The following is a 24,732-nucleotide window of genomic DNA, read 5'->3' on the forward strand; positions in this document are numbered from 1 at the left end:
TTACAACGTGAGAGCCGGAGGGCCGGAGAACCGGCCGGATTCAAAGGCAGCATCCGTCTCCTCCAGCACGCGGAGGATGTTGCCCCCGGCGAGCATGGCCAGTTCCCCGCTGCTCCAACCGCGCCGGGCGAGCTCCTCGAGCAAGGCCGGATATCCATCGACGCCTTCGAGGCCGGGCGGGAAGACGTCCGTGCCGTCGAAGTCGCTGCCGAGTCCGATGTGGCGGACGCCGGCGACATCACGTGCGTGCTCCACGTGGTCGGCGACATCGGCGATCGTCACGCTCGGCATCCGTTTGCTGCGGTCGGACTCGTGCCATCGCGCGAAGTCCTCTCGCAGGAACTGCGGCACGAACGAGATCATGGCCACTCCGCCGTTGTCCGCGAGACGGGCCAGCACGTCGTCCGGAACGTTGCGGGGGTGGTCCGCGAGCGCCCGCACCGAGCTATGGCTGAAGACCACGGGAGCGGATGCCACGTCCAGCGCCGCGTGCATCGTCGCGGGCGCCACGTGCGAAAGGTCCACCAGCATGCCGATGCGATTCAGCTCCTTGATGTACGCCCTGCCGCGCTCGCTCAGGCCGCCATGCCGGGGTTCGTCGGTGGCGGAGTCCGCCCATCCGGACGTGCGGATGTGGGTCAGGGTGAGATAGCGCACGCCGAGCGCCGCGTACATGCGCAGCACGGCGGGTGAATCGTTCAGCTGGTGGCCGCCTTCCGCACCGAGCATGCACGCGATGCGTCCTCGGGATCGCGCGTGGGCGACATCCGCTGCGGATCTCGCGAGCTCGAAGTCGTCCGGATACCGGGCGACGAGCCGGTGCACCCAGTCGATCTGCTCCAGCGTGGCCTGCACAGCGGCGGCGCCGGAATCGTCGTCTTCGACCCACACCGACCAGAACTGGCCGCCGACACCGCCCCGACGCAGACGAGGGATGTCGGTGTCGGTGGGCAGAACGCGGTCGAGGCCCTCGACCGAGTACTCACGGTTCAGCCGGTTCTCATACGCCCAGTCGTTGTGGCCGTCGATCACCGGACACAGCTCGAGCGCTTCGGCTACCACGGAGGCCGGATCACGAGGAGTCATGCGTCGAACTTAGGGCCCATCGCTGTGCGAGCGTGTCCATGGCTGGTTGAACGTGCGGCCACGGCCGCCGGTCCCGGCGCGTCGCGCAGCGACGTGACGGCCGTGCACGCTGGGGAGCGAAGCAGCAGCGCATCGCTACGCGTCGGCTCAGATGCCCGGCGGCGTCTCCGTCAGAGCTTCGGTGACCACGGGTACGGATCGCCCGCTCTGCTTCACCCAGTCGCGGATCCCGATGAGCACCAGCACGAAGAAGATGCCGTACACGATCCCGGAGAAATACAACCCGGAGCTCACCGCGAGCGGCACACCGACGACGTCGACCGCGATCCAGACGAACCAGAACTCCACCAAGCGGCGTCCCTGGGCCACCATGGCGATGACCGTGCCGACGAAGATCCAGGCGTCGCAGGCCACGAGCCACCACGGTGCTCCCGGATAGAACGACAGGTCGGTCGCCTTGAGCAGCAGCGTGACGAGCGCCGTGCCGACCAGCATCGACGCGATGAGGACGGCCCGTGTGCGCCACGAGGCCCAGCGCACGTGCACCTCGCCCTGCTGCTGCTTGTTGCGGCCCCACATCGCCCAGCCCCAGCTGGCGACCACGATGATGATGACCTGGCGTCCCGCGTTGCCGAGCAGGTGCACGTTGATGCTTGCGATGAGCAGGAACACGGATCCGAGGATCTGCACCGGCCACGCCCAGACCCACCGCTTGAGTGCCAGCACCACCGTGGCGAGCGCCAGGATGTTGCCGATGAAGTCCGACCAGTAGACCGGCAGCCCGAAGAGGCTGAACTGGGTGTTCAGCCAGTCGAAGGCGGCGAGCCCGCTTGAAACCTGCGCGTGCATACGAAGGAACATTCTTGCCCATGCCCACCGCGACTGTTGACGGACCTCCGCGCGGATGCGCCCACCCGAGCCTGTCCTCGGATGCACCCACCCGGGTCCCCGCGCAGATACACCACAACGTTCCTGCCGGCCCATGCTGGACAGGAACGTTTGGGTGCATCCGATGGGAGTCGGGTCGGAACGTCAGTCCGGGTCGTCGAATGCTGCCGTCGGCACCATGACCGCTCGCCCCAGCGTGTGGAAGTGCAGGTTGAAGCCGAGCACGGCAGGCGTCGACTCGGGATCGAGGTCGAGCCGATCGACGTCCACCGCGTGCACGACGATGTAGTAGCGATGACGCCCTGTGCCATCCGGCGGCTCCGCACCCGTGAATCCCACCTCGCGGTACTCGTTCTTCAGCTGCACCGCCCCCGCGGGTACGGAGCCGCCCCCGCTGCCCGCGCCACGCTCGAATGACGTCACCGACGGCGGAATGTTGTACACGGCCCAGTGCCAGAAGCCGGAGCCGGTGGGGGCATCCGGATCGTGGATCGTCACTGCGAAGCTCTTCGTCTCCTCGGGGAAGCCGCTCCACGACAGCTGCGGTGATGTGTCGCCTTTGCTCGCGCGGTGAAGCGCGGCGATGGGATGTCCGTCCGCGACATCCTCGCTCGTCACGGTGAACTGCGGAACGGCTCCGAACCGCTCGTACGGGTCTTCGGCCACGATGCCTCCTGCGCCTTCGTAGGTACCGAAACCCTACGCCGACGCGCACAGACGGATGCGGCGAAAAGACTCGGGGCCGGTCACCATCGCCGGCCGCCGCCTCTTCAGCGGGTGCCGGCCGCAGCCGGCTCCTTGGTGACCGCACGGCGAATGCGCGCCGGGATCGAGCCGATCGCCCATCCGGTCACGCGGAGCATCGCCTCGAGCACGATCGCGCCCGACATCTTGGAGTCGCCGCGCTCGCGCTCCGGGAACGTGATCGGCACCTCTCGGATGCGCAGCTTCGCCACCTGCGCGTGCCAGAGCATGTCGATCTGGAAGCAGTAGCCCTGGCTGAGCACGGCGTCGAGGTCGATGCGCTGCAGCGCTTCGGCCGTGAAGGCCCGGTATCCGCCCGTCATGTCGCGCACCGGCACGCCCAGAGCGAAGCGTGCGTACGCACTGCCGCAGCGCGAGATCGCCTTGCGGTAGAACGGCCAGCCGATGACACCGCCGCCCGGCACCCACCGGGATCCCACGATGACGTCGGCCTTGCTCAGCGCGGCGAGCATCGCGGGGAGGTCTTCAGGACGGTGCGAGCCGTCGGCATCCATCTCGACGATGACGTCGTGACCGCGCCCGAGCGCCCACCTCATCCCTTCCCGGTACGCGGCGCCGAGCCCTTCTTTGCCTGCGCGATGCAGCACGTTGACGGCGGGATCCGCGGCGGCCAGGCCATCCGCGACATCCCCGGTTCCGTCAGGAGAGGAGTCGTCGACGATCAGCACGGATGCCCCCGGCACCGCGCTCCTCAGCCGGCCGACGATCCACGCGATGTTCTGCGCTTCGTTGTAGGTCGGGATGATGACGATTGCGTTCACGACCCTGTTCCTCTCGTAAAAAGGTAAACGACATCACGGTGCAAGGTGAACGTCTGGGTGACTTCGAATCCCTGAGCGCGCAGATCTGCGACGCGATCGCGCATACCCGTCGACGTGACAGCGCCCTCTCTGTCCGGCCCGCGGTACTCGATGAGCCAGACGCGTCCGTTCCCCGCGGAGAGCCGACCGGCCACCTCCGGAATGGTGTACGCCTTGTCCCACAGTGAGTCCCTGTCCACGTAGGGAATCTCGAGCGTGACGTCGACGACGTTCGCGAACTGCGCCGGATACAGGTGCATCGCCAGCCGCGGATTCCGCGACGGCCGCGTCGTCTCGTCGAACGCGATGTCGTCTCCCGGCTGCGAGTTCTGCTGGATGACGGCGGCCACCTCCGCCCAGTCGCTCCCGCCGTTCTTCGCGTACGGGCCGCGCTGCGCGAGGTATCCGGGGTAGGCGAGGACCGCCAGGAGCGCGACGGCGACAGCGATGGCGGCGGAGGATGCGCGCCACGTGTGCGGGCGCAGGGAGCCGGTGCGAGCATCCGCTCTCCCTCTGGCAGTCCATCGCGCCGTGACCCACTTCGCCGCGCCCTCGAGGGCGACCGCCAACAGGATGGCCAGCGCCGGCGTGGTGAAGGACATGTAGCGCACGGTGTATGCGGGCACGAACGAGTTCACGGCGAGCAGCGCGGCGGGCGGAAGCACGAAGCACGCCACGGCGAAGACGATCAGCACGCTGCGCGCGCCGGGCAGCATCCGGGCGGAAGACCCGCGGCGGCGACGCCACACGACGATCCCGGTGACGAGCAGCCCCAGCAGGACAGCCCACGCCACGATCGCGATCGCCCAGTCGTTGTCGAACCACTGGTTCACCGTGAAGGTGAGGAACGTCACGCCCGGATGCTTGCCGAGGAACGCGAGCTGGCCGTGCTCCTTGAGCGCGAATCCGATCACCGGCAGCGCGAGGATCGCACCGCCGATCGTGGCAGCGATCCAACGCACCCACACCGCTCGGTCGAGCGCGATCTCAGCGGATGCCGTCTGCCGCGGCTTCAGGACGGCCCGCGCGATCGCACTCCACCTTCCCCGCGTGACCCAGAGCAGCACCGCGGCGAAGGGCAGGGCGATCAGCGAGAGGTACAGGAAAAGGTAGATGCAGGCCGCGTACGCGACGCCGAACGCCACCCACGGCAGGATGCGCGTCGTGCGCTTGGTCACCAGCCGCAAGAACAGCACGGTCAACCAGACCGCGCAGGCCGTGCCGATCGCGTACGAGCGCACCTCGGTCGCCATATAGGTGGTGCGCGGCAGGATCGCGAAGATCACGGCGGACGTGGCGGCGAGCCGGAGGCCGCCGTACCGCTCGACCAGCACGACGATGCCGGCCGTAGCGAGGCCGACGGCGATCACGCTCGGCAGCCGGGTGGAGAGCTGGCCGGCTCCGAAGAAGTCGATCCACACGTGCAACATCGCGTAGTACGTGCCGTGCACGGCATCCACCCGGCCGAGTTCGGCCAGCAGGGACGTCCACGGCCGCTCTGCCGACATGATGCTGGCCGCCTCATCGCCCCAGAACGACGGGATCCACGATCCGATCCACGAGACCACGAACGCGAGGATGCCGAGCAGAGTGGCCACGACGGCGACGCGATGGCGACGGAGTCCCCGTGTCCCGGGATGCCGACGGCCCGGGACGCGCAGCGGTGCGGTCATCGCGGAAGAGTCCGCTGCCCGACTCAGACCACCGGCTGACTCGCCACGGGTTCCGGGCGCATGCGCACCCGCGACCGTTGCGTTGTAACGCCCCGATCGCCCGGCCCCCGCTCGTGCTGTCGTCACCGCCGCTCCCCGCGTCATCCATCGCGCCGACGCCGAGTGCGCGGCCACAGATCTAGGTCATCGCGGCGGCCTGGGCGTTCGCCTTCCCCCGGTCAGCAATGGAGTGAACTTCTTCTCAGAAGGGTGCTCTCTGTACGTTACCTCAGGGTGAAGACGAGTAGACAAGACCGGTATCTTTGGGCACCGACCGAGCCCCTGGCGTGGCGAGGACGCCCGCAATGAGCAGCCACCGGTGGATCGTCGGCTAGGCCTCGGCCGCCACCTCGGGAACCGGGCCGCCCGTCGCAAAGTGACCCCACGCGGCCACGACCAGCACGATCAGGGCGGAGACGAGCAGTCCGAGCGCCGGCTCGAGATGCACCGCCGCTGCGCCGACCACGGCGCCGAGGCCGATCAGCACGACGGCTCCTGCGCGGCGCGCCCACGGCTGCGACTTGCCGGCTCCGAAGACGGAGTCGGCTGCGAGACCAGCAAGCGTCGAGGTCACGACGACGGTCGTGACATCCTTCACGGCGATGTGCCTGGCGGTCGCGGCCTGCGCACCCATGGCGAGGCCGAGCATCCCGGTCACGGTCCACTGCAACGCCTGCTCCGGATGCCGCCCCGCGGCGAACAGCACCACCGCGGCCGCGAGCAGCACGACGCCGACCCCGGTGAACACCGTCGTCGAGAGTCGCGTCCAGCCCGCGTCGACGCGGCGCAGCATCCGCCCGCCGATCGCGGCGCCCGCCATGAAGCAGACGAGCGCGATGACCGGACCGATGATGGGAAGGTTGTCGGCGCCCAGCAGGGCCATGCCGAGGATGACGACGTTGCCCGTCATGTTGCCGGTGAACACGCGATCGAGACCGAGGTAGCCGACCGCATCCACCACACCGGTCGAGAACGTGAGCGCCAGCATCAATCCGAGGTGCGTGCGCTCGTGCAGTCCCCACTGTTTCGTCATCTGGTGCTCCCGTCGTCCGATCGATCTCACCACAGCGCAGCGCGGCGCCCGAACGTACGTGCTCTCGGCGCCGGCCGTCCGTCGCCGCGTACGGGTGGCGCCTCCTCGCGCTGACCCGCCGTGGGAGCGCTCTCAGGGCCGGTCGCGGACCCGGCAGAATAGAGGGGTGAGCATCCCCCTCTCCGGAACGTCCATCGACCTCGAACACGGCGACTACCGCGCCTCGATCGCCTCCGTCGGCGCATCGCTGCGCACGCTGACCCACGCCGACCGCGACCTCGTCGTGCCGTTCGGCGCAGACGAGGTGCGCCCCGCCTACCGTGGGGCGACCCTTGCTCCGTGGCCCAACCGCATCGTCGATGGCCGCTACACGTTCGCCGGCGTCGAGCAGCAGGTGCCCCTCACCGAGCCGCACCTGGCGAACGCGCTGCACGGGCTCGTGGTGTGGCAGGACTTCGATGTGCGCGACCGCGGCGACGACTTCGTGGAGCTGGCCACGACCGTCCAAGCGCAGCAGGGCTACTCCCACCGCATCGACCTCACCGTCGTCTTCCGCCTCAGCGACGACGGCCTGTTCTCGTCGGTGACCGCGAGGAACACCGGAGCGGATGCCGCTCCCTTCGGCACCGGCCCGCACCCGTACCTCGTTGCGGGGTCCGGCCATGTCGACGACTGGACGATGCTGCTGCCGGCATCCGAGATCCTCACGGTCACGCCGGACCGCCTCTCGCCCGTCGCACTGGCGGATGTCGCGACCGCCGTCGTCGGATCCGCGCGGCCGGGAGCATACGACTTCCGCACCCCCCGCGCGGTCGGCGATCTGTTCATCGACCACGCGTTCACCGCGCTGTCGCGGGATGCGGATGGTGTGGCATCCGTCGAGCTGATCGCGCCAGACGGGCACGGCGTCGCCATGCGCTGGGACACCGCATGTCCCTGGGTGCAGGTGCACACCGCCGACCAGGACAACCCGGCGACCAGCCGTCTCGGCATGGCCGTCGAACCCATGACGTGCCCGCCGGACGCCTTCAACTCCGGCACCGACCTCATCGTGCTCCAGCCCGATGAGTCGACGACCGCGGGATGGACCATCACCGCGCTCTGATCCGGGCAGAGCGCGGCACGACGAACGCGTTGCCGGACGACGCCGGCGATCCGTCACGCGTCGAGCTTCAGCACGCTCGTCACCATGAGCACGAGCGCGTCGAGGAATCGAGCGCGGTCGAGTTCCAGGGGCGCCGCACCCGTGGCATCCGTCATCGTCCAGTAGTGGCTCACGGCCGACACCATGACGGATGCCGTGGCCTCGACATCCGCGCGCGTCGCCGTCGACCGCGCCTTCAGCCAGGCGGCGAGTGCGGCTGTCACCCCGTCCACCTCGTACCGGCGAACCTCGGCGGCGAGGTCCGGGAACTCGCGCAGGTCGCGGAGCATGATCCGGCTGAGGTCGCGATCGTGGTCGAGGCGGGCGAGGCCGGCTTCTGCGATGGCACGAAGCTGGGTGCTCGGCGAGACATCGGTGCCGCCCTGCGCGGCGGCGAGAGCGTCGGCGACATCGTTGCGTCCGTCGAGCACGCGGCGCACGCCCTGCTCGAGCAGGTCGCGCTTGGACGCGACGTGACGATAGAGACCCCCTGATCCGGGGCGAAGTCCTGCCGCCGCCTCGATCTGGGCGACCGATGTCGCCGCGTATCCCTGCTCGCCGAAAAGCCGCATGGCCGCGTCGAGCACGCGGGACTTCGCCGTCGAGACGGCCGGGCCGGCCGGGCTGACTGCGCTGGCCGGGCTGGCGGGGCCGGCCGGAACGTGCGGACTGCCGGGTGCCGTGTCCACGTGCTCTTCCACCGTCATCCCACGATCCTCCCTTGCCTGCGCGGTCGGGGCGGCCGACGCAACGACGACCTAACGGGATGGCACGATCGCCCCTTGCGTTCTCATCTTATCCGATCTAAAAAGTAAGTACTTACTTTTGCTCCGTCGAGAGGGAACCATCATGCGCGTACTCATCGCGGGGGCCACCGGCGTCGCCGGCATCCCGCTCGTCACACAGCTCATCGCTGCAGGCCACGAGGTCGTCGGCATCGTGCGCAGTCAGGCCGGCATCGACACGCTCCGTGCGCTGGGAGCCTCGGCCGTCACGGCCGACGTGCTCGACCGCGACGCGCTGCTGCTCGCCACCGAGCAGGTCGAGGCGAACGCCGTGATCAGCGACCTCACCGCCCTCCGCAAGGCGCCGCTGCACCACTCCGACATGCGCGGCACGGACGTGCTGCGCACCGCAGGCACCGCGAATCTGCTGGATGTCTCCCGCCGGGTCGGCGCCACGCGCTTCCTCACCCAGTCCATGGTCTTCGGGTACGGCTACCGCGACCTCGGGCCCGCGCCCCTCACCGAGGATGCGCCCTTCGGGGTCCCGCAGCACGACGCGTTCGACGAGCACCTCCTCGCCATGGCATCCAATGAGCGCCAGGCGTTCTCGGCCCACGGCATCGACGGGATCGCCGTGCGCTACGGCCTGCTCTACGGAGCGGATCTCGCCACCATCGTGACCATGCTGCGTCACCGCACGATGCCGAGCGCCCGCACCGGCGGTCAGCTGGCCTGGGTGCACCACTCGGATGCGGCATCCGCCACCATCGCGGCGCTGGAGCGTGGAACGGACGGCGAGGCGTACAACGTCGTCGACGACACCAGCGTGACGTTCCGCGAGGTGCTCGACGAGATCGCGGCGGCGACGGGAGCTCCCCGTCCGTTCGTTCTCCCGGCCTGGGTGCTGCGGATGATGGCACCCTATGGCGCCGCCATGATGGACGGCGTCAGCATGCGGGTGTCCAACGAGAAGGCGCGACGCGAGCTCGGCTGGGCACCGGTGTATCCGTCGATCCGCGAGGGCGTTGCGGCGAGTGCCGCACAGTCGGCATCGCCTGCGCGGCGGTGACTGCGGCCGACGCGGCCGGCGATTCGGAGAGCACGAGCGATTTCGTCACCATGACTCCGCGCTGAGTGCGGCGTGGAGTGTCAGGCGGTCCGCCGAGCTGCACGCTTCGCCGACTTGCGCTCGATATGCAGATAGCGGATGCGTCTCGTCCACGCGCTCGAGCGTTCCGACGACAGCGCGAACAGCACCAGGATGTCCAGCGGCAGCCCCAACAGGTTGGCTCGCAGGCTCACCTGGGGTCCGCCGTTGAAGAAGTCGACGGCCGCAGCGATCACCGCGACCGCGCTGAGCGTCATGGACAGGATGCGCGCCCAGTTGCTGCCCCGGAAGATCAGCGTGATGAGCGCGAATTGCACGAGCAGTCCCGCAATGGTGACCGCCAGCGCGAACACCGCCACGAAGGCGACCACGCCGTTCAGCAGATCCTGCTGCACCCCCTCCACATCGATCGCGAGCGAACGCACGTAATCCGTCCAGTGGGTGGCGGTGATCACGACGAACACCACGCCGGCCACCGCGCGCAGCGCCAGCAGGGCAGCGCCGAGGGCGATCGAGACGGGACGCTTGTCGGCTGCCGCCTCCACGACATCCGTCTCGTTCCGGAACTCGGCGCGCGGACGGATGCCACGCAGATCCACCACGGGCAGGTCACCGTCCGTGATGATCGAGTCGCCGCCGCCGTTGCGAGCGTGGTAGCCCGTGGAGAAGTCGCGGATCACGCTCGGCCGCGCTCCGGCATCCGCCTGCTCGATGGACCGCACGACGTGGTCGCGCTCGATGTCGGTGTTCGCGTCGATCTTGTGCGTGATCTGGAGGGTGAACAGCGAGAAGCCGACGCGTCTGTCGAACGTGGCGGCGCCGAGCCACTCGGCCGGCTCGCCGCCGGGAAGCCGCCAGTTCTCCGGACACTTCCAGAAGCGCACGTGGTGCCGTTTCGCGGGGTTGCCGAGCACCTCCTGCTGGTAGGCGAGATCCTGCTGCCGCCCGAAGAGCAACAGGGGGCTCACCGGCGCCTCGTCGTAGCTGCGACGCAACAGCGTCGCGGTCACGATGCGCCAGCTCGTGCGCGCCGTCACGGGATCCGCACGCGTCCAGCCCGCCTCGGCCATCGCCGTCTCGAGCTGCGCCTGACTGCCTAGCACGGCGAGGTTGATCGGGTCGCCGAGGAGCCCGTCGCTCGTTCGCGCGCGGCCGATGAAGTAGTTCGGCACGTAGATGCGCGTCAGGATGCTGTGCAAGCGCGGCAGCACCAGGTACGCGAGCAGTGCCCAGAACAGCACGAAGAAGAGGATCAACCACCATCCCCAGCTGAAGCTCTCCACGGCCAACAGCCATGCCAGCCAGATGGCCGCGAGCGCCGCCACGAGGAAGTAGAGGTAGTCGATCGCGCTCGCCAGGCGCCAGCGGATGTTCCGTGCCGGCCTCTTGCGCGGCTCGCGCACGGCGGTGTCCCCCCGCGCCGCACCCCCGACCGACATGGGCCCATGCTATGGCCGCACGCCGTGAGCCTCACGTCAACCGCCGATAGAGCTGAGGCCCGGCCGCCGGTTCCGGCGCGGCGCACAGCGACGTGACGGCCGTGCGCGCTGGGGAGCGAAACTCATCGCGGGTTGCGCCTATCCAAACCCATCGCGGGTTGAGCCTGTCGAAACCCGTCCGCTGCGTGTGTCGGCGCAGAAACCGACGGGCTGGTTTCGACGAGCTCAACCAGCGGAAAGGACAAACCAACCGACGGAAAGGCCCGGTGTACTCCGGCCAGCGGGTCGATCCGCTTCCCTCCGACGGCCGATCCGAGACCGGATCCCTGGGAGACTCCAGACCAAACGGAATTCGGCCCTTTCGTCAGGAGTCGAAGGAAAGCGATCTCTACGAACCCGTGAGGGCGTCCGATGTCCCCCAGTCGGGTGGCGACCCGATTGTCCCGATGTGACATCCCAGACGGGGAGCGGGAAGAAGCCTCTTACTGACCTGTCTGTAAGTTACCCAACCGTTATCGGATTGTGGCCCTGAAGTGTGTCGGCGACGTAGGAAACAGTGCATGATCACCTATGCCGCATTCGGAAGTTGAACGCGGCAATCCCCGGAGGAGTCCGAGTCTCATCAAAGGAGAGAGACGTGAAGAAATCGTCAATGATTTCCCTCGCCGTTCTCGCCAGCGCGTCAGCACTTCTGCTGGCGGGCTGTTCGAGTGGAAGCGGCGGTAACAGCACTGACAACGCCAGCAAGACGCGCGCATGCGTGATTCTTCCCGACGCAGTGTCGTCGCCCCGTTGGGAGAACGGTGACCGCCCTGCACTGCAGAAGGCGATCACGGACGCCGGCTTCACCGCCGACATTCAGAACGCGCAGGGTGACACCAGCAAGTACGCCACCATCGCCGACCAGCAGCTCAACAAGGGCTGCGGTGTGATGCTTCTCGTCGACTACAACGGCGCGGGCGTCACGGTCGCCAAGAAGGCGAAGGCGCAGGGCATCCCGGTCATCGCCTACGACCGTCCGATCAAGGGCGCCGACTATTACGTGTCGTTCGACAACACGAAGGTCGGCGAGCTCGAGGGTCAGTCGATCGTCGACGGGCTGAAGGCCGAGGGCAAGGACCCGGCGACGGCCATCGTCGTCTACATGGGCGGCGACCCGACCGACGGCAACGCGAAGATGTTCCACGATGGCGCGGCGAAAGTCATGTCCGCTGCCGGCATCAAGCCGGCCGCCGAGCCGCCGGGGATCTGGGACGCTGACAAGTCGGCCACCAACTTCGAGCAGGCTCTCACCTCGCTCGGTGGCAAGGTCGACGCTGTCTGGGTCGCCAACGACACCAACGCGTCCGGCGTCATCTCGGTTCTGGACAAGAACGGTCTGAAGGTCCCGGTCTCCGGACAGGACGCCTCCACCGCCGGCCTCCAGAACGTGCTGCTCGGCAAGCAGACCGCAACGGTCTACAAGCCGTACCAGGACGAGGCGAAGGCCGCATCCGACCTGGCGATCACCCTGCTGAAGGGTAAGAAGCCCACCGGAATCACGCAGAAGGTGGACGGCGTGCCGTTCATCGCCGAGACGCCGCAGCTCATCACCGCCAAGGATGTCCAGAAGGTCATCGACGACGGAAACGCCAAGGCAAGCGACATCTGCACCGCCGCAGTGCAGGCTGCCTGCACGCAGTACGGCGTGAAGTAGCCGCATCGCTGATCCGAAGGGGCTTCGTGCTCGGACCGTCGGTCCGCCGCGGAGCCCCTTTGGGGTGTCGTCCGGCCGATCCGCCCTCATGCGGATGTCACGGGTGGACGACACCCCGCAGTCATGTCCCGCAGCGCTACGCCCCCGTGGCATGCGGACGAGAACCCTGACGTGAATCCGAACGAAAGGAACCCGACACATGGATGAGCCCCTCATCTCGTTGACGGGAGTCAAGAAGAGCTTCGGCCCGGTCGACGTGCTCCGCGGCGTCGACCTCAAGGCCTATCCAGGCAAGGTCACCGCACTGGTCGGCGACAACGGCGCGGGCAAGTCCACCCTCATCAAGGGCCTCGCCGGCGTGCAGCCTTACGACGACGGTGTCGTGACCTTCGACGGCGAACAGGTCAACCTGCACAACCCGCGCGAGGCGGCCGGGCTCGGTATCGAGGTCGTGTACCAGGACCTGGCGCTGGCGGACAACCTCGACATCGTGCAGAACATGTTCCTCGGCCGCGAAGAGACCCGCTGGGGCACTTTCGACGAAGGCCAGATGGAGCTGGAGACGAGCCGCGCGCTGCAGCAGCTGTCCGTGCGCACAGTGAAGTCGGTGCGGCAGAAGGTGTCGTCGCTCTCCGGAGGACAGCGGCAGTCCGTCGCAATCGCCCGATCCGTGATCAACAAGTCGCGGCTGGTCATCCTCGATGAGCCCACCGCCGCTCTCGGCGTCGCTCAGACCGAGCAGGTACTCAACCTGGTCTCCCGTCTGGCGGAGCAGAACGTGGCGATCATCATCATCAGCCACAACCTGGCCGACGTGTTCAAGGTCGCCGACTACATCAGCGTGCTCTACCTCGGTCGCATGGTGGCATCGGTGAAGACCAGCGAGACGACGTACGACGACGTCGTCGGCTACATCACCGGCAGCAAGACCTACACGGGAGAACCCGCATGAGCACCGACGCACGCGAAGCACAGACGACGGAGGCGCTGCCCGACCCGATGGTCGGCGACATCATCGGCAGCGGCGTCGAGGGCGGGATAGGCGATCAGGTCCGCGCCTACTTCCAGCGCCTGCGCGGCGGCGAGATGGGCGCGCTTCCCGCCATCGGCGGGCTCATCGTGCTCGCCATCCTGTTCTCGTTCCTCAGCCAGTACTTCCTCACGGAGCGCAACTTCGCCAACCTGCTGACGCAGTCCGCGACCCTGGTCATGCTGGGCATGGCGCTGGTGTTCGTCATCCTGCTCGGCGAGATCGACCTGTCGGCCGGCGTGACCGGCGGTGTCGCGATGTGCGCGTTCATCGTGCTCGTCGACGTGGCCAAGTGGAACACGTGGGTGGCGCTGGGCGTCGGATTCGTGATCGGCCTGGCAACGGGCGCGTTCATCGGATTCTTCGTGGCGCGGGTGGGCATCCCGTCATTCGTGGTGACCCTTGGTCTCTTCCTCGGATTCCAGGGCCTCGAGCTGATCATCATCGGCAACGGCGGACTGTACAACGTGCAGGACCCCGCGATCCTCGCCATCATGAACAACAACCTGCCCATCTGGGGCGGCTGGGTCATGCTCGCGGTGATGGTGCTCATCTCGATCGGCACCTCGTTCTGGGATCGCTCCCGGCGGAGCAGGGCAGGCGTGCCGAACCGTGCCGTCGTCCTCGTCTGGATCAAGGTGATCGTCATCGCCATCATCGGCGGCGTGGTGGTCGGCCTGCTCAGCCAGAACCGAGGCACCGGGTTCATCAAGGTGGAAGGCGTGCCGATCGTCGTGCCGATCACGCTGGCCATCCTCTGGATCGGTACGTTCGTGCTGGATCGCACCAAGTTCGGCCGCTACCTCTACGCGGTGGGCGGCAACGCGGAGGCGGCTCGGCGCGCCGGCGTCAAGGTGATCACGATCCGCTGGGTCGCGTTCGTGATCTGCTCGTTCCTGGCGGTCGTGTCCCAGTTGTTCAGCATCTCGAAGGTGGGATCCGTCGACCCTTCAGCCGGTGTCGCCATCGTGCTGAGCGGTGTCGCTGCGGCCGTCGTCGGCGGCGTCAGCCTGTTCGGCGGACGCGGCCGCCTCATGCACGCGGCCATCGGCGCCGTCGTGATCGCCATCATCACCAACGGCCTCGGCCTGCTCAACCTGCCGGCGGGCGTCAACTACGCCGTCACGGGCGGGGTGCTGATCCTGGCGGCGACCGTGGATGCCGTGTCTCGCGTTCGCGCGGGCGGGAGCCTCATCCGCAACTGACGCGGAGCATCCGCATCCATGGTGGGGCCAGACGAGCGATCGTCCGGCCCCACCGTCGTGTGGAACAGCATCGGCACGGAGGACAGCGGAATTCCGGGGCCCGCGGAGGCCGACGAGTAGGATTCGGAATGGTGGCGCCGCGTATCGCGCGGTGTCCAACCGGCCGGTGCGGGGGCATCCGGGACCGGCAGTTGACGAGGGGGAAGTCACATGAGCACAGCTGCACCCGCGAAACGACCAGGGGTCGTCACCGCGGCATACGTCATCTGGTTGATCGGCGCGATCGTCTCGCTCATCGGGTCGATCTTCGCGCTCATCGTCGGCATCATCGCGATCAGCGCCGGAGCGGCACTGGGCGGAGTGGCAGGGGCGGCGGCGGGATTCGTCGTGCTGATCTTCGCCATCTTCGTGTTCATCATCGCCATCATCGAGCTGGTCATCGTGAACCGCATGAGGGACGGCCGCAACTGGGCGCGCATCGTGCTGACCGTGCTGGGCATCCTGTCGCTCATCGGATCGATCGCGCCGTGGTTCTCCGGCGGCTGGAACTCGACCTCCACGTGGTCCGTGGTGCAGATCGTCGTGCTCATCATCGCGATCGTGCTGATGTACCTGCCCACCGCCAACGTCTACTTCGCGGCAGGCGGCATCGCCGCCCCCGGACCGGACCTCGCCGCCGGTGCGAACGCCTACTCGAACGCGGGTTCCCCCGCACCGTCGGCATATTCGGCACCCGCTGCCCCGCCCACCACCGCGATGCCTTCGGCGCCGGCAGCCCCGCAGGCTCCGGTCGCTCCTCCGGCTCCCGCCGTACCGCCCGCGCCGGCGGCTCCGCCTGCCGCGGCTCCCGCCGAGCCCGCAGCACCGTCCGTGCCGCCCGCACCACCCGCTCCCCCTGCGCCTGGCGAGCAGCAGGGTGACAGGCGTCCGCCGCTGACCTGAGACCTTGACGCACGGATGCCGGGACGTCCGGGCTCCTGACCACCTGAACGCCGGCATCCGCTCGCCCTTTGGTGCTGACTCGCCCCTCCGCCTCGCGACAGAGGGGCGAGTCAGTGCCACGGGGACGAGTCGGCGTCGCAGAGCGGGTCGGTGAACACAGTCGCGGCCGCGGAGGAACCGGCCTCGAACGACGGCCGACCCGCACGAGAGTGCGCCGCCCTAGGCTGAGGGAATGTCGTTCCGCGCCCTCTACGTCGACCAGCAGCTCGAGAACGGCGCCATCACGGCGCACTCCGCCAAGCTCCTGTCGCTCGACGACGACGTGCTCGAGCCGGATGCCGTCACCGTCGACATCGACTACTCCGGTCTGAACTACAAGGACGGCCTCGCCCTCGCCGGACGTCCGGGCGTGCTGAGGCGCACACCCCTCATCCCGGGGATCGACCTCGTGGGACGCGTCCGCTCCTCGACCGATGCCCGGTTCCGGCCCGGTGACCGCGTCGTGCTCAACGGCGACGGGATCGGGGAGTCCCGCAACGGCGGTCTCGCCGAGCTGGCCGTCGTGCGCTGCCAGGGACTGGTCCACGTTCCGGATGCCGTCAGCCAGCTGCACGCCGCCGCCATCGGCACAGCAGGATTCACGGCCATGCTCGCCGTGCTCGCGCTGGAGCGCGGCGGTGTGACACCGGAATCCGGCGACGTGCTGGTGACCGGAGCGGCGGGCGGCGTCGGATCCGTCGCCATCGCGGTGCTCGCACGACTCGGATACTCCGTCACGGCGTCCACGGGCCGCGGGGAGACGGAGGCGGACTACCTGCGCGAGCTCGGGGCATCCGCCATCCTCAACCGTGCGGACTTCGCCGAGCCGGGACGCCCGTTGCAGAAGGCCCGCTTCGCCGGCGCTGTCGACACCGTCGGAAGCGTCACGCTCGCCAACGTGCTCGCGCAGACCTCGTACGGCGGTGTGGTCGCGGCCTGCGGACTCGCGGGGGGCGCCGACCTTCCGACCACGGTGATGCCGTTCATCCTGCGCGGAGTGACGCTGGCGGGCATCAACTCCGTCGAGGCGCCGCGCGCGTTGCGTGAGGAGGCGTGGTCGCGGCTGGCGAGCGACCTCGACGCACACCTGCTCGACGCCATGACCGAGACGATCGGACTGGCGGATGCGATCGGTGCGGCAGAGCGCATCCTGGCCGGGCAGATCCGCGGTCGCACCGTGGTCGACGTGCGTCGCTGACCGAGTTCCCGATGTCGCTGCGCGCCCGCTGGCCGAGTTCCCGAGTCGCTGCGCGGCCGCTGACCGTGTTCCCGATGTCGCTGCGCGCCCGCTGATCTGTCCCTGCCGCCCGCTGGCCTGTCGCCGCGTGTCCACTGGCCGCCGTCACGTCGAGCGGCACGTGTGTTCCTGCGGCATCTCCGGCCGACACGCTGCGGATGACCCGGGGCGCGCCGACGCGGTGGCGCCGGTTCCGCTGGAGCGCACACCCCCGGTCCTAGGCTGGCGGCATGATCGTGATCGCGACGCTGGTCGTCGCCCTGGCTGCCGTGCTCCACGTGCTGATCTTCGCGATGGAGAGCGTGTTCTGGGCGAGGCCGAGCGTGTGGAAACGGTTCGCGGTGCCCGACCAGGCGACCGCCGACGCGACAAGGCCGATGGCGTACAACCAGGGCTTCTACAACCTGTTCCTCGCGATCGGCGCGCTGGTGGGCATCATCGCGTACGGCGTCGGACAGCACGTCGTTGGACTGACGCTCGTGTTCTTCACGCTGACGTGCATGGTGCTGGCCGCCGTCGTGCTGGTGACCACGGGCGCGCGGTACATCCGCGCGGCGATCATCCAGGGCATCCTGCCTCTCGCCGGCATCGTGCTCATCTTCCTGAGCGATCCGATCACGACCTGACGCGGCCCATCGACCCAACGCCGTTCCACCACGGCCCCCACGGCCCCCATGGTCGGTCCCGCCCGCTCCCCATCACGTCCCCCACCACCGCCGTGGTCGTGCTGCCCGATCCGCGCCGGCTTTTCACCCTCGCGCCAGAATTCCTGGCGCATTAGCCGAAAGCCGGCGCGACCGTGGACCGCGACCGTGGAAAGCGATCGCGGGCTGGGCCGGGGCGGTGGTACGCGCGACCCTCAGCGGAACGGGCGCGTCGTCGCTCCGCGCACCTGGCGTGAGACGTGCTCGGGGCGGATGCCACGCCCGACGACCCGCGCGGCGACCCGTTGCACGATGGGCATCACCGCCGACAGCACGATGCGCTGCGGCTCCTGGATCGGATTCGGCAGCAGCGTCGCTCCCGTCCCGTTGATCACCTGGTGCGCCATGAGCTGCACGGCCTGCATGGCGCGAACGGGCGGCATCCGCCGGCGTTGCACCCACTCGCCCGCGGCATCCAGAGCGGATGCCCGTGCCCCGGCTGCCGAGCCGGCCCCGCGCAGCAGCGGCGCCAGTCTGTTCGCGGAGGCCACGGCATCCTGAATGGCGAAGTTCACACCCACTCCGAACGCCGGCGACATGGCGTGCGCCGCGTCGCCGATGCACAACAGGCCAGGGCGCGACCACGTGTCCAGTCGGTTGATCTGAACCGACAGCAGCTTGAGCTTCTTGAACGACGTCAGCTCGCCGATCACCGGCTCGAGGAACTCAGCGGTCTCCGTGACAGCCGAGCGCACGGCATCCAGGCCCTGTTTGCGCAGATCCTCGAAGCTCCCCTTCGGGATGATGAGGCCCACCTGGTAGTAGTCCTCACGAGGAATCGTGATGATGAGGCGGTGCTGGTCAAGGTATCCGAGCGTGTCCGGCGGGCGGGTCTCTGGATACGGCAGGCGGAACCACACCACATCGATGGGCGCACCGAAATCCGTCGCCGGAAGACCGGATGCCGCGCGCACCACCGAATCCCGCCCATCCGCCGCGACCGTGATCGCCGCCCGCACCTCGACGGGTCCGTCGGGTCCCGTCGCGCGCACCCCGACCACCCGACCGCTGCCTGGCACCCCGTCCCGATCGCCCTCGGTGACCAGCTCGGTCGCCTCGGTGTTCAGGTGCAGCCGGAATCCGGGATACGCAGCCGCGTGCTCCGCCAGGAAGTCGAGGAAGTCCCATTGCGGCATGAGGACGAGGAAGTCGTTCCTACCGCCCAGCGTGTCGAAGTCGATGGGAGTCAGGCGCGTGCCGTCGACGACCGCGTCGAACGACGACACGGTGGTGTGCGGAAGCGTGAGGAACGCGTCGCGCAGCCCCAGCTCGTCCAGCACCTGGATGGTCGACGGGTGGATCGTGTCGCCCCTGAAGTCCCGCAGGAAGTCGCCGTGCTTCTCGAGCACCGCAACGTTCACGCCCGCGCGAGCCAGCAGCATCCCGAGCATGATGCCCGCGGGGCCACCACCGACAACACAGCAGTCCGCCTCGACGATTCGCGGCTGAGCGTCGTGTCTCTTGACTCGCGGCGCGCGCCCACGACGGCCGCGGGCAGCGCCCGATCCCCCATCGCGCGGCTCCGGCATCGTCAGCCGATCACCTTGTCGATGGGAGCGTCGGAGCCGGGACGGATGTCGCGCAGCGCCTCGACCAGCTTCGATGCGTGCTGCGTCGAGACGATGACCCGGGAGAAGCCGTCGGCGACGATGCGGCGCCCGTTCGCTGCGAGATCGCCATCTGCGCCGTCGCCGGGGGCTGCGGCAGCGGCATCCGCTGCGCGTTCGCCCTTGGATCCCGCCTTGGATCCGGCCTTCGTCTTGCCCGACTTGCCCTTCTTCGTCGCGCTGGAAGCGCGATCCGTCTGTGCGGCATCCGTCTGCACGGCATCCGTCTCGTCGGGGTCCGGCTGCTCGATGTCGATGACGACGGCCGAGCGCTGCTTGCCCTTGAGCACCAGGAAGTCCATGCCGCCATGGAACTTCCACGTGCCGACCGCGAGCGTCAGCGGAATGCTGTTGCCGGGCGCGCGGACCCCGCGGATCCAGATCCACGGGTCGGCGGTGATGGCCACCGAGCGGATGCTCTCCCGCGGCACCACGAGGTCGTCGCGTCGCAGCGACAGCATCTTCTCCGCACGGGTGAGGCGGATCTCGAGACGATCGCGGTACACGTGGAAGTCGGCCATAGGCCTAGTCTGCCGGGTCGGCTTCACCCGGTCAGGCATGCGGCCGCACGGGCGCGAGACGTTACAGAACTGAGGCCTCGAGGTGCGGCGTGTCGCACGGGGAGATGAGGCCGACTCGCCGGGGCGCCACTCGACGCCGGCACCGTCGGCACCGCGAGCGGGACGCTCGACACCCGTCCTCACGATTCAGGACAGGTGTCGACTCGGACACACATCGGACTCGGTCGGGTGCACGTCCTGAACCGTGGCGTGGACGACGGTACGGCGCGCCGCAACGCGAAGAGATCTGCGACTTCTCCCTTATTCCACCGAGCCTCCATCGCGTATCGTGTACCCGTGCAAGCCCAACGTCGGACGCCTGGGTCGCAGACTTCACTACGTGAAGCCAATCGCGGCCGCATCGTCGACGCCGTCAAGATGTACGGCGGGCTGAGCCAGATCGAGCTCGCGGGACTCACCGGACTCTCGCCCGCGACCGTCTCCAACATCGTCAAGGAGCTCACCGGCGCCGGTGTGCTCAACACCGCGCCGGGTACGCGAAGCGGACGCCGCGCGCAGCACGTGACTCTCGCCCACGCGCTCGGGCTCGTCGCCGGTGTGCACGTCTCGACGCGCCATCTGCGGATCGCCATCTCCGACGTCGCCTACACGGTGGTCGCCGACACGCACATGCCGCTCGCCAAGGATCACCGCGCCGACAACGAGCTCGACCGCATCATGCTGCTGCTGGCCGACATGCTCGAGTCCGCCGGCGCGGGCATGCTCGACCTGCTGGCCGTCGGCGTGGCGCTTCCCGCCCCGATCGACAAGCGCACCGGGCGGATCGCGCGGCGCGGCATCCTTCGGGGATGGGACGGTGTCGAGGTCGCCGACGTGCTGCAGCAGCGGCTGCAGCGCCCGGTGTTCGTGGACACGGATGCCAACGCCGCCGCCCTGGGCGAGCTGCGACTGGGCGCGGCCCGTGGCAAGGATGACGCGATCTTCGTCGACGCCGGCGACCGGATCGGCGCCGGCCTCGTGCTGGGCGGACGCGTCTACGCCGGACACGCCGGCATGGCAGGCGAGCTCGGGCACACGGTGATCCAGGAGGACGGCCCGCTGTGCGAGTGCGGCAACCGCGGCTGCGTGCAGGCGATCGCCGGCGGCGACGCCCTGATCGAACGGCTGCAGTCCGGGCACAGGGGCATCAAGCTGCAGGACCTGATCGTGCGCGCGATGTCCGGGGAGTCCGAGGCCATCCGCGCCATCGCCGATGCCGGAACCGCGATAGGCGTGGCCACAGCGAACCTGTGCAACCTGCTCGATCCGGAGCGGATCGTCGTCGGCGGGGACCTCGGGCGTGCCGGCGAGCTGCTGCTCGGTCCGATGCGCCGCGAGGTGGAACGCGCGGTGCTCGCAGGAACGCAGTTCGCCCCCGAGATCGTGCAGAGCCAGCTCGGTGTGAATGCGGCGCCGATGGGCGCTGTTGCGATGGCCGTCGACCGCGTCTCGATCAAGCCCGACGAATCCGGGCAGACGGAGGAAGCCGCGGAATGAAGGCGATCCGAGCGGGTGCCCTGCTCGCCGCCGTCGCCTGCGTGCTGGCCCTCGTCGGGTGTGCGAACGCGGTGGCGCCCGGTGACACGTCGCATCCGGCAGTCGATCCGCAGCACGCCACCATCGGGCTCCTGCTGCCGGACTCCACCAACACCCGGTACGAGTCGGCCGACCGCCCGGCGTTCGAGGCGCGCATCCACACGAAATGCCCTGGCTGCACTGTCGCGTACCAGAATGCGTCGGCCGACGCCGCGCGGCAGCAGCAGCAGGCGGAGTCCATGCTCGCACAGGGCGTCGCCGTGCTGGTGCTGGATGCCGTGGACGGACAGGCTGCGGCATCCATCGTCAACGAGGCGGCAGCCAAGGGCGTGCCGGTCATCGCGTACGACCGCATCATCAACAGCCCCGATCTGTCGTTCTTCGTCTCGGCGGACAACGATCAGGTGGGCGTTCTCCAAGCGCAGTCCCTCGTCGCGAGGCTGCACGAGCTCGGCGTGCCGGAGGGGGGCGGCATCCTCATGGTCAACGGATCGCCCACCGACAACAACGCCGTCCTGTACAAGAAGGCTGCGCTCTCGGTGCTGGACAAGTCGGGCTACACGGTGCTCGCGAAGTACGACACTCCCGACTGGGCCGGATCCGAGGCGCAGACCTGGGTCGCGGGCCAGATCACACAGTTCGGCACCCGGATCGCCGGCGTGTACGCCGCGAACGACGGGCTGGCGGAAGGCGCGATTGCTGCGCTTCAGGCGGCGGGGATGAACCCGGTGCCCCCGACGACAGGGCAGGATGCGGAGGTGGCCGCCGTGCAGCGCATCCTCGCGGGAACCCAGTACATGACCGTGTACAAGCCGATCCGGCGTCAGGCGACGATCGCCGCGGATGCTGCGCTCACCCTCGTGAACGGTGGCACGCCGACCGGAACGGGCACCACGAAGGTCGGAGGCAAGACCGTGCCGAGCGTGACCCTGACGCCGGTTGCGGTGACCGTGCAGAACGTGAAGAAGGTGGTCATCGACAGCGGCTTCCACACGGTCGCCCAGATCTGCACGCCCGCATACGCCTCGTACTGCAAGGAGCACGGCATCACATGACGGGCTTCGAGACGGGAATCGGCGAGGGCGGAACGGCGGATGCCGGGCTGAGCCCCATCGTCAGCATGCGCGGCATCTCCAAGTCGTTCGGGCACATCCAGGCCCTGCGGAACGTGGATCTCGACCTCTACCGCGGCGAAGTCGTCGCGCTCGTCGGCGACAACGGTGCCGGCAAGTCGACGCTGGTGAAGATCCTCGCCGGCGTGCATCCGGCCGACGCGGGATCCATCTCCTACGGCGGCAGGACGGTCTCGATCCCGTCGCCGGCGGCGTCGCGCGAGCTCGGCATCGCGACCGTGTTCCAGGACCTCGCGCTCTGCGACAACCTCGACGTCGTCGCGAACCTGTTCCTGGGTCGCGAGCTCGGTCGTGGGCCGCTCGACGAGGAGGCGATGGAGCAGCGCTCGTGGGAGCTGCTGCGGCAGCTCTCCGCGCGCATCCCGTCCGTGCGGATGCCCGTCGCCACGCTCTCCGGCGGCCAGCGGCAGACCGTCGCCATCGCCCGCTCGCTGATCGGCGAACCGGATGTCGTCATCCTCGACGAGCCGACGGCCGCGCTCGGCGTCGCCCAGACGGCTGAGGTGCTCAACCTCATCGAGCTGCTTCGGGATCGCGGCCACTGCGTCGTGCTGATCAGCCACAACATGGCCGACGTGCAGGCGGTGGCCGACCGGGTGATCGTGCTCCGGCTCGGCCGGGTCAACGGCCGGTTCCGGGCCCCGAACCTGAGCTACGAGAACATCATCGCGTCCATCACCGGCGTGCTGAACCTCGAGGAGGGCACCCCGGAGGACGACCCGAGGGAACGAGGCGGCGAGCGGAACGGATACTGGCCGGGAGCATCCGGTGCGGACGATGGGCTTCCGCCGGGAGGCCGCCGATGACCGCCGACCGCGAACGTGCGGCGCGGAATGCTGCGAACGGAGCCGCGAAGAGCGGCGTGCTCCCCTCGTCGCGGCTCGACACCGGCGGCGTGCGCACGCTGCGCGACGTGTCGGCCGGATTCGTCTCCCGGCTGCGCGACGGTGAGCTCGGATCCGCTCCGATCGCTGTCGGCCTCATCGTGATCGCCGTGCTCTTCCAGTCGCTGAATCCGCGGTTCCTCGCACCGGGCAACCTGGTCAACCTCACCCTGCAGGCGGCGCCACTTGGCGTCATCGCGCTCGGCACCGTCGTCGTGCTGCTCGTGGCGCAGATCGACCTGTCGGTGGGATCCGTGAGCGGGCTGGCAAGTGCCGTGGTCGGCGTCTGCGCCATGCGACTGCAGTGGCCGATGCTCGTCGGCGTCGTCGCGGCGATCGCAGCGGGCGCCGTCATCGGCGTGTTCTACGGATTCCTGCAGACGCGTTTCGGCGTGCCCAGCTTCCTCATCACGCTCGCCGGGCTGCTGGCGTTCCTCGGCGTGCAGCTGGCGCTGCTGGGACCGACCGGATCCATCAACATCCCGTTCTCCGATCCGCTCGTGCAGTTCGCCAACACCTGGTTCCTGCCACCGTGGGCCGCGTATGTGATCGCCGGGCTCGCGGCACTCGCGGTACTGGGAACGGGGCTGGCTCGCAGGCGGCGTCGGATGCGTGCGCAACTTCCGGCGGAGCATCCGTCGGTCCCGATCGTTCGCGCGGTGGCGCTGGCCGTCGGTCTCGGCATCGCCGTGTGGTACCTCTCGCTCGACCGCGGGACCGCCGTCATGCCCGTGCTGTTCCTGTTGCTCGTCGTGTTCATGTCGTACCTGCTGCGCCGCACCAGGTGGGGTCGCTCGGTGTTCGCTGTCGGAGGCAACGTGGATGCCGCGCGCCGGGCGGGTCTCCCCGTCACCCGCACCCTGGTCACCGCGTTCGTCATCTGCTCGTCGTTCGCGGCGCTCGGCGGCGTACTGGCAGCCGCGCGGCTGGGTTCGGCGACCACGCTCACCGGATCCGCCGACACCAACCTCAACGCCATCGCCGCCGCGATCATCGGCGGAACGAGCCTGTTCGGCGGTCGCGGCAGCGCATGGTCGGCCGTGCTCGGCGTGCTCGTCATCTCGGCCATCTCGAGCGGCCTGACGCTGCTCAACCTCGACGCGTCGGTGCGGTACATGATCACCGGCGCCGTCCTCCTGCTCGCTGTGATCGTGGATTCACTTTCCAGACGGTCCCGCGCGAGCCACGGGCGCGCTTAGCCCCGTAATTCCGCGGCGCACGGATCCACGCGCGCTCACTTCTGCGCACGTCCGCGCGCTCATCCGCGCGCTTGAATTCAACACCTGAACGCAATTGTGTTACGGTTTCGTCCGTTGTCCGAAAGGACGCAGCCGAGCGGCCATGGGCCGCTTTCCACGGGACGAAGGCGTCGTCACGCACCACCCGCAGGGCTCTCACCCTGGCCGAACGGATGCCTCGCCCCGCACAGCGAGAGGATCATCCGTGGCGAACGCCCCCA

Annotated in this window: 22 protein-coding genes; 12 read left to right on the forward strand and 10 right to left on the reverse strand. The window is 68.7% G+C overall.

Going from position 1 to position 24,732, the window contains the following annotated elements; translation table 11 throughout:
- From ACX9R5_RS02220 to ACX9R5_RS02245, 6 genes are all read right to left on the reverse strand, one after another.
- Positions 1–1,086 carry a dipeptidase gene (locus ACX9R5_RS02220; RefSeq protein WP_459407380.1) on the reverse strand — a complete coding sequence of 362 codons (1,086 nt, stop codon included), beginning with the start codon at positions 1,084–1,086 and terminating at the stop codon, positions 1–3.
- Between the two features lie 147 nt (positions 1,087–1,233).
- Complete coding sequence (locus ACX9R5_RS02225; protein WP_459407381.1) at positions 1,234–1,935, reverse strand: nicotinamide mononucleotide transporter family protein; 702 nt, start codon at positions 1,933–1,935, stop codon at positions 1,234–1,236.
- A 183-nt stretch (positions 1,936–2,118) separates the two neighbouring features.
- Entirely contained in the window at positions 2,119–2,640 is a 522-nt protein-coding gene (locus ACX9R5_RS02230) for a YbhB/YbcL family Raf kinase inhibitor-like protein (protein WP_459407382.1), read from the reverse strand.
- A 104-nt stretch (positions 2,641–2,744) separates the two neighbouring features.
- Positions 2,745–3,500 carry a polyprenol monophosphomannose synthase gene (locus tag ACX9R5_RS02235; protein ID WP_459407383.1) on the reverse strand — a complete coding sequence of 252 codons (756 nt, stop codon included), beginning with the start codon at positions 3,498–3,500 and terminating at the stop codon, positions 2,745–2,747.
- The gene (locus ACX9R5_RS02240) at positions 3,497–5,137 is read right to left on the reverse strand and encodes a glycosyltransferase family 39 protein (protein WP_459407384.1); all 1,641 of its coding nucleotides are present in this window, start codon (positions 5,135–5,137) and stop codon (positions 3,497–3,499) included. Before ACX9R5_RS02240 ends, ACX9R5_RS02235 begins: the two co-directional genes overlap by 4 nt.
- A gap of 445 nt (positions 5,138–5,582) precedes the next feature.
- Positions 5,583–6,284, reverse strand: coding sequence for a YoaK family protein (locus ACX9R5_RS02245; RefSeq protein ID WP_459407385.1), 702 nt, complete (start codon positions 6,282–6,284; stop codon positions 5,583–5,585).
- 166 nt (positions 6,285–6,450) lie between these two features.
- On the opposite strand from ACX9R5_RS02245, the gene ACX9R5_RS02250 reads away from it, so the two are divergent.
- On the forward strand, positions 6,451–7,389 hold the full coding sequence (locus ACX9R5_RS02250) for an aldose 1-epimerase family protein (RefSeq protein ID WP_459407386.1): 939 nt from the start codon (positions 6,451–6,453) through the stop codon (positions 7,387–7,389).
- 53 nt (positions 7,390–7,442) lie between these two features.
- Here the strand turns inward: ACX9R5_RS02250 and ACX9R5_RS02255 are convergent, their stop codons facing one another.
- The gene (locus tag ACX9R5_RS02255; RefSeq protein ID WP_459407387.1) at positions 7,443–8,135 is read right to left on the reverse strand and encodes a TetR/AcrR family transcriptional regulator; all 693 of its coding nucleotides are present in this window, start codon (positions 8,133–8,135) and stop codon (positions 7,443–7,445) included.
- Positions 8,136–8,277: 142 nt separating this feature from the next.
- On the opposite strand from ACX9R5_RS02255, the gene ACX9R5_RS02260 reads away from it, so the two are divergent.
- Entirely contained in the window at positions 8,278–9,222 is a 945-nt protein-coding gene (locus ACX9R5_RS02260) for an NAD-dependent epimerase/dehydratase family protein (protein WP_459407388.1), read from the forward strand.
- Between the two features lie 80 nt (positions 9,223–9,302).
- Here the strand turns inward: ACX9R5_RS02260 and ACX9R5_RS02265 are convergent, their stop codons facing one another.
- A complete protein-coding gene (locus ACX9R5_RS02265; RefSeq protein ID WP_459407389.1) occupies positions 9,303–10,700 on the reverse strand; it encodes an LssY C-terminal domain-containing protein in 1,398 nt (465 codons plus the stop codon).
- A 760-nt stretch (positions 10,701–11,460) separates the two neighbouring features.
- Between ACX9R5_RS02265 and ACX9R5_RS02270 the strand changes: the two genes are divergently transcribed.
- From ACX9R5_RS02270 to ACX9R5_RS02295, 6 genes are all read left to right on the forward strand, one after another.
- Positions 11,461–12,396: a sugar ABC transporter substrate-binding protein gene (locus ACX9R5_RS02270; protein ID WP_459407390.1), complete on the forward strand. Its 936-nt coding sequence runs from the start codon at positions 11,461–11,463 to the stop codon at positions 12,394–12,396.
- Positions 12,397–12,595: 199 nt separating this feature from the next.
- Positions 12,596–13,348 (forward strand): ATP-binding cassette domain-containing protein, encoded by a 753-nt coding sequence (locus tag ACX9R5_RS02275; RefSeq protein WP_459407391.1) that lies wholly within the window; start codon positions 12,596–12,598, stop codon positions 13,346–13,348.
- Positions 13,345–14,631, forward strand: coding sequence for a sugar ABC transporter permease (locus ACX9R5_RS02280; RefSeq protein WP_459407392.1), 1,287 nt, complete (start codon positions 13,345–13,347; stop codon positions 14,629–14,631). The genes ACX9R5_RS02275 and ACX9R5_RS02280 overlap by 4 nt, the downstream gene beginning before the upstream one ends.
- Positions 14,632–14,841: 210 nt before the next feature.
- A complete protein-coding gene (locus ACX9R5_RS02285) occupies positions 14,842–15,573 on the forward strand; it encodes a hypothetical protein (protein ID WP_459407393.1) in 732 nt (243 codons plus the stop codon).
- Positions 15,574–15,805: 232 nt separating this feature from the next.
- A complete protein-coding gene (locus ACX9R5_RS02290) occupies positions 15,806–16,810 on the forward strand; it encodes an MDR family oxidoreductase (RefSeq protein WP_459407394.1) in 1,005 nt (334 codons plus the stop codon).
- Between the two features lie 269 nt (positions 16,811–17,079).
- Entirely contained in the window at positions 17,080–17,475 is a 396-nt protein-coding gene (locus ACX9R5_RS02295; RefSeq protein ID WP_459407395.1) for a DUF1304 domain-containing protein, read from the forward strand.
- A gap of 233 nt (positions 17,476–17,708) precedes the next feature.
- On the opposite strand, the gene ACX9R5_RS02300 is transcribed toward ACX9R5_RS02295, so the two are convergent.
- Positions 17,709–18,992, reverse strand: a complete 1,284-nt coding sequence (locus tag ACX9R5_RS02300) for an FAD-dependent oxidoreductase (protein ID WP_459409012.1) — start codon at positions 18,990–18,992, stop codon at positions 17,709–17,711.
- A gap of 92 nt (positions 18,993–19,084) precedes the next feature.
- Positions 19,085–19,681, reverse strand: a complete 597-nt coding sequence (locus ACX9R5_RS02305; protein ID WP_459407396.1) for a hypothetical protein — start codon at positions 19,679–19,681, stop codon at positions 19,085–19,087.
- Positions 19,682–20,017: 336 nt separating this feature from the next.
- Here ACX9R5_RS02305 and ACX9R5_RS02310 point away from each other — a divergent pair, with 336 nt between their 5' ends.
- From ACX9R5_RS02310 to ACX9R5_RS02325, 4 genes are read left to right on the forward strand one after another with little or no spacing between them, the layout of a single operon-like run.
- On the forward strand, positions 20,018–21,217 hold the full coding sequence (locus ACX9R5_RS02310) for an ROK family transcriptional regulator (protein WP_459407397.1): 1,200 nt from the start codon (positions 20,018–20,020) through the stop codon (positions 21,215–21,217).
- Positions 21,214–22,311, forward strand: coding sequence for a substrate-binding domain-containing protein (locus tag ACX9R5_RS02315; protein WP_459407398.1), 1,098 nt, complete (start codon positions 21,214–21,216; stop codon positions 22,309–22,311). Before ACX9R5_RS02310 ends, ACX9R5_RS02315 begins: the two co-directional genes overlap by 4 nt.
- Positions 22,308–23,195 carry an ATP-binding cassette domain-containing protein gene (locus ACX9R5_RS02320; protein WP_459407399.1) on the forward strand — a complete coding sequence of 296 codons (888 nt, stop codon included), beginning with the start codon at positions 22,308–22,310 and terminating at the stop codon, positions 23,193–23,195. Before ACX9R5_RS02315 ends, ACX9R5_RS02320 begins: the two co-directional genes overlap by 4 nt.
- Positions 23,192–24,472: a sugar ABC transporter permease gene (locus tag ACX9R5_RS02325; protein WP_459407400.1), complete on the forward strand. Its 1,281-nt coding sequence runs from the start codon at positions 23,192–23,194 to the stop codon at positions 24,470–24,472. Before ACX9R5_RS02320 ends, ACX9R5_RS02325 begins: the two co-directional genes overlap by 4 nt.
- Positions 24,473–24,732: the final 260 nt, after the last annotated feature.

This window comes from Rathayibacter sp. CAU 1779 (genome assembly GCF_054551755.1).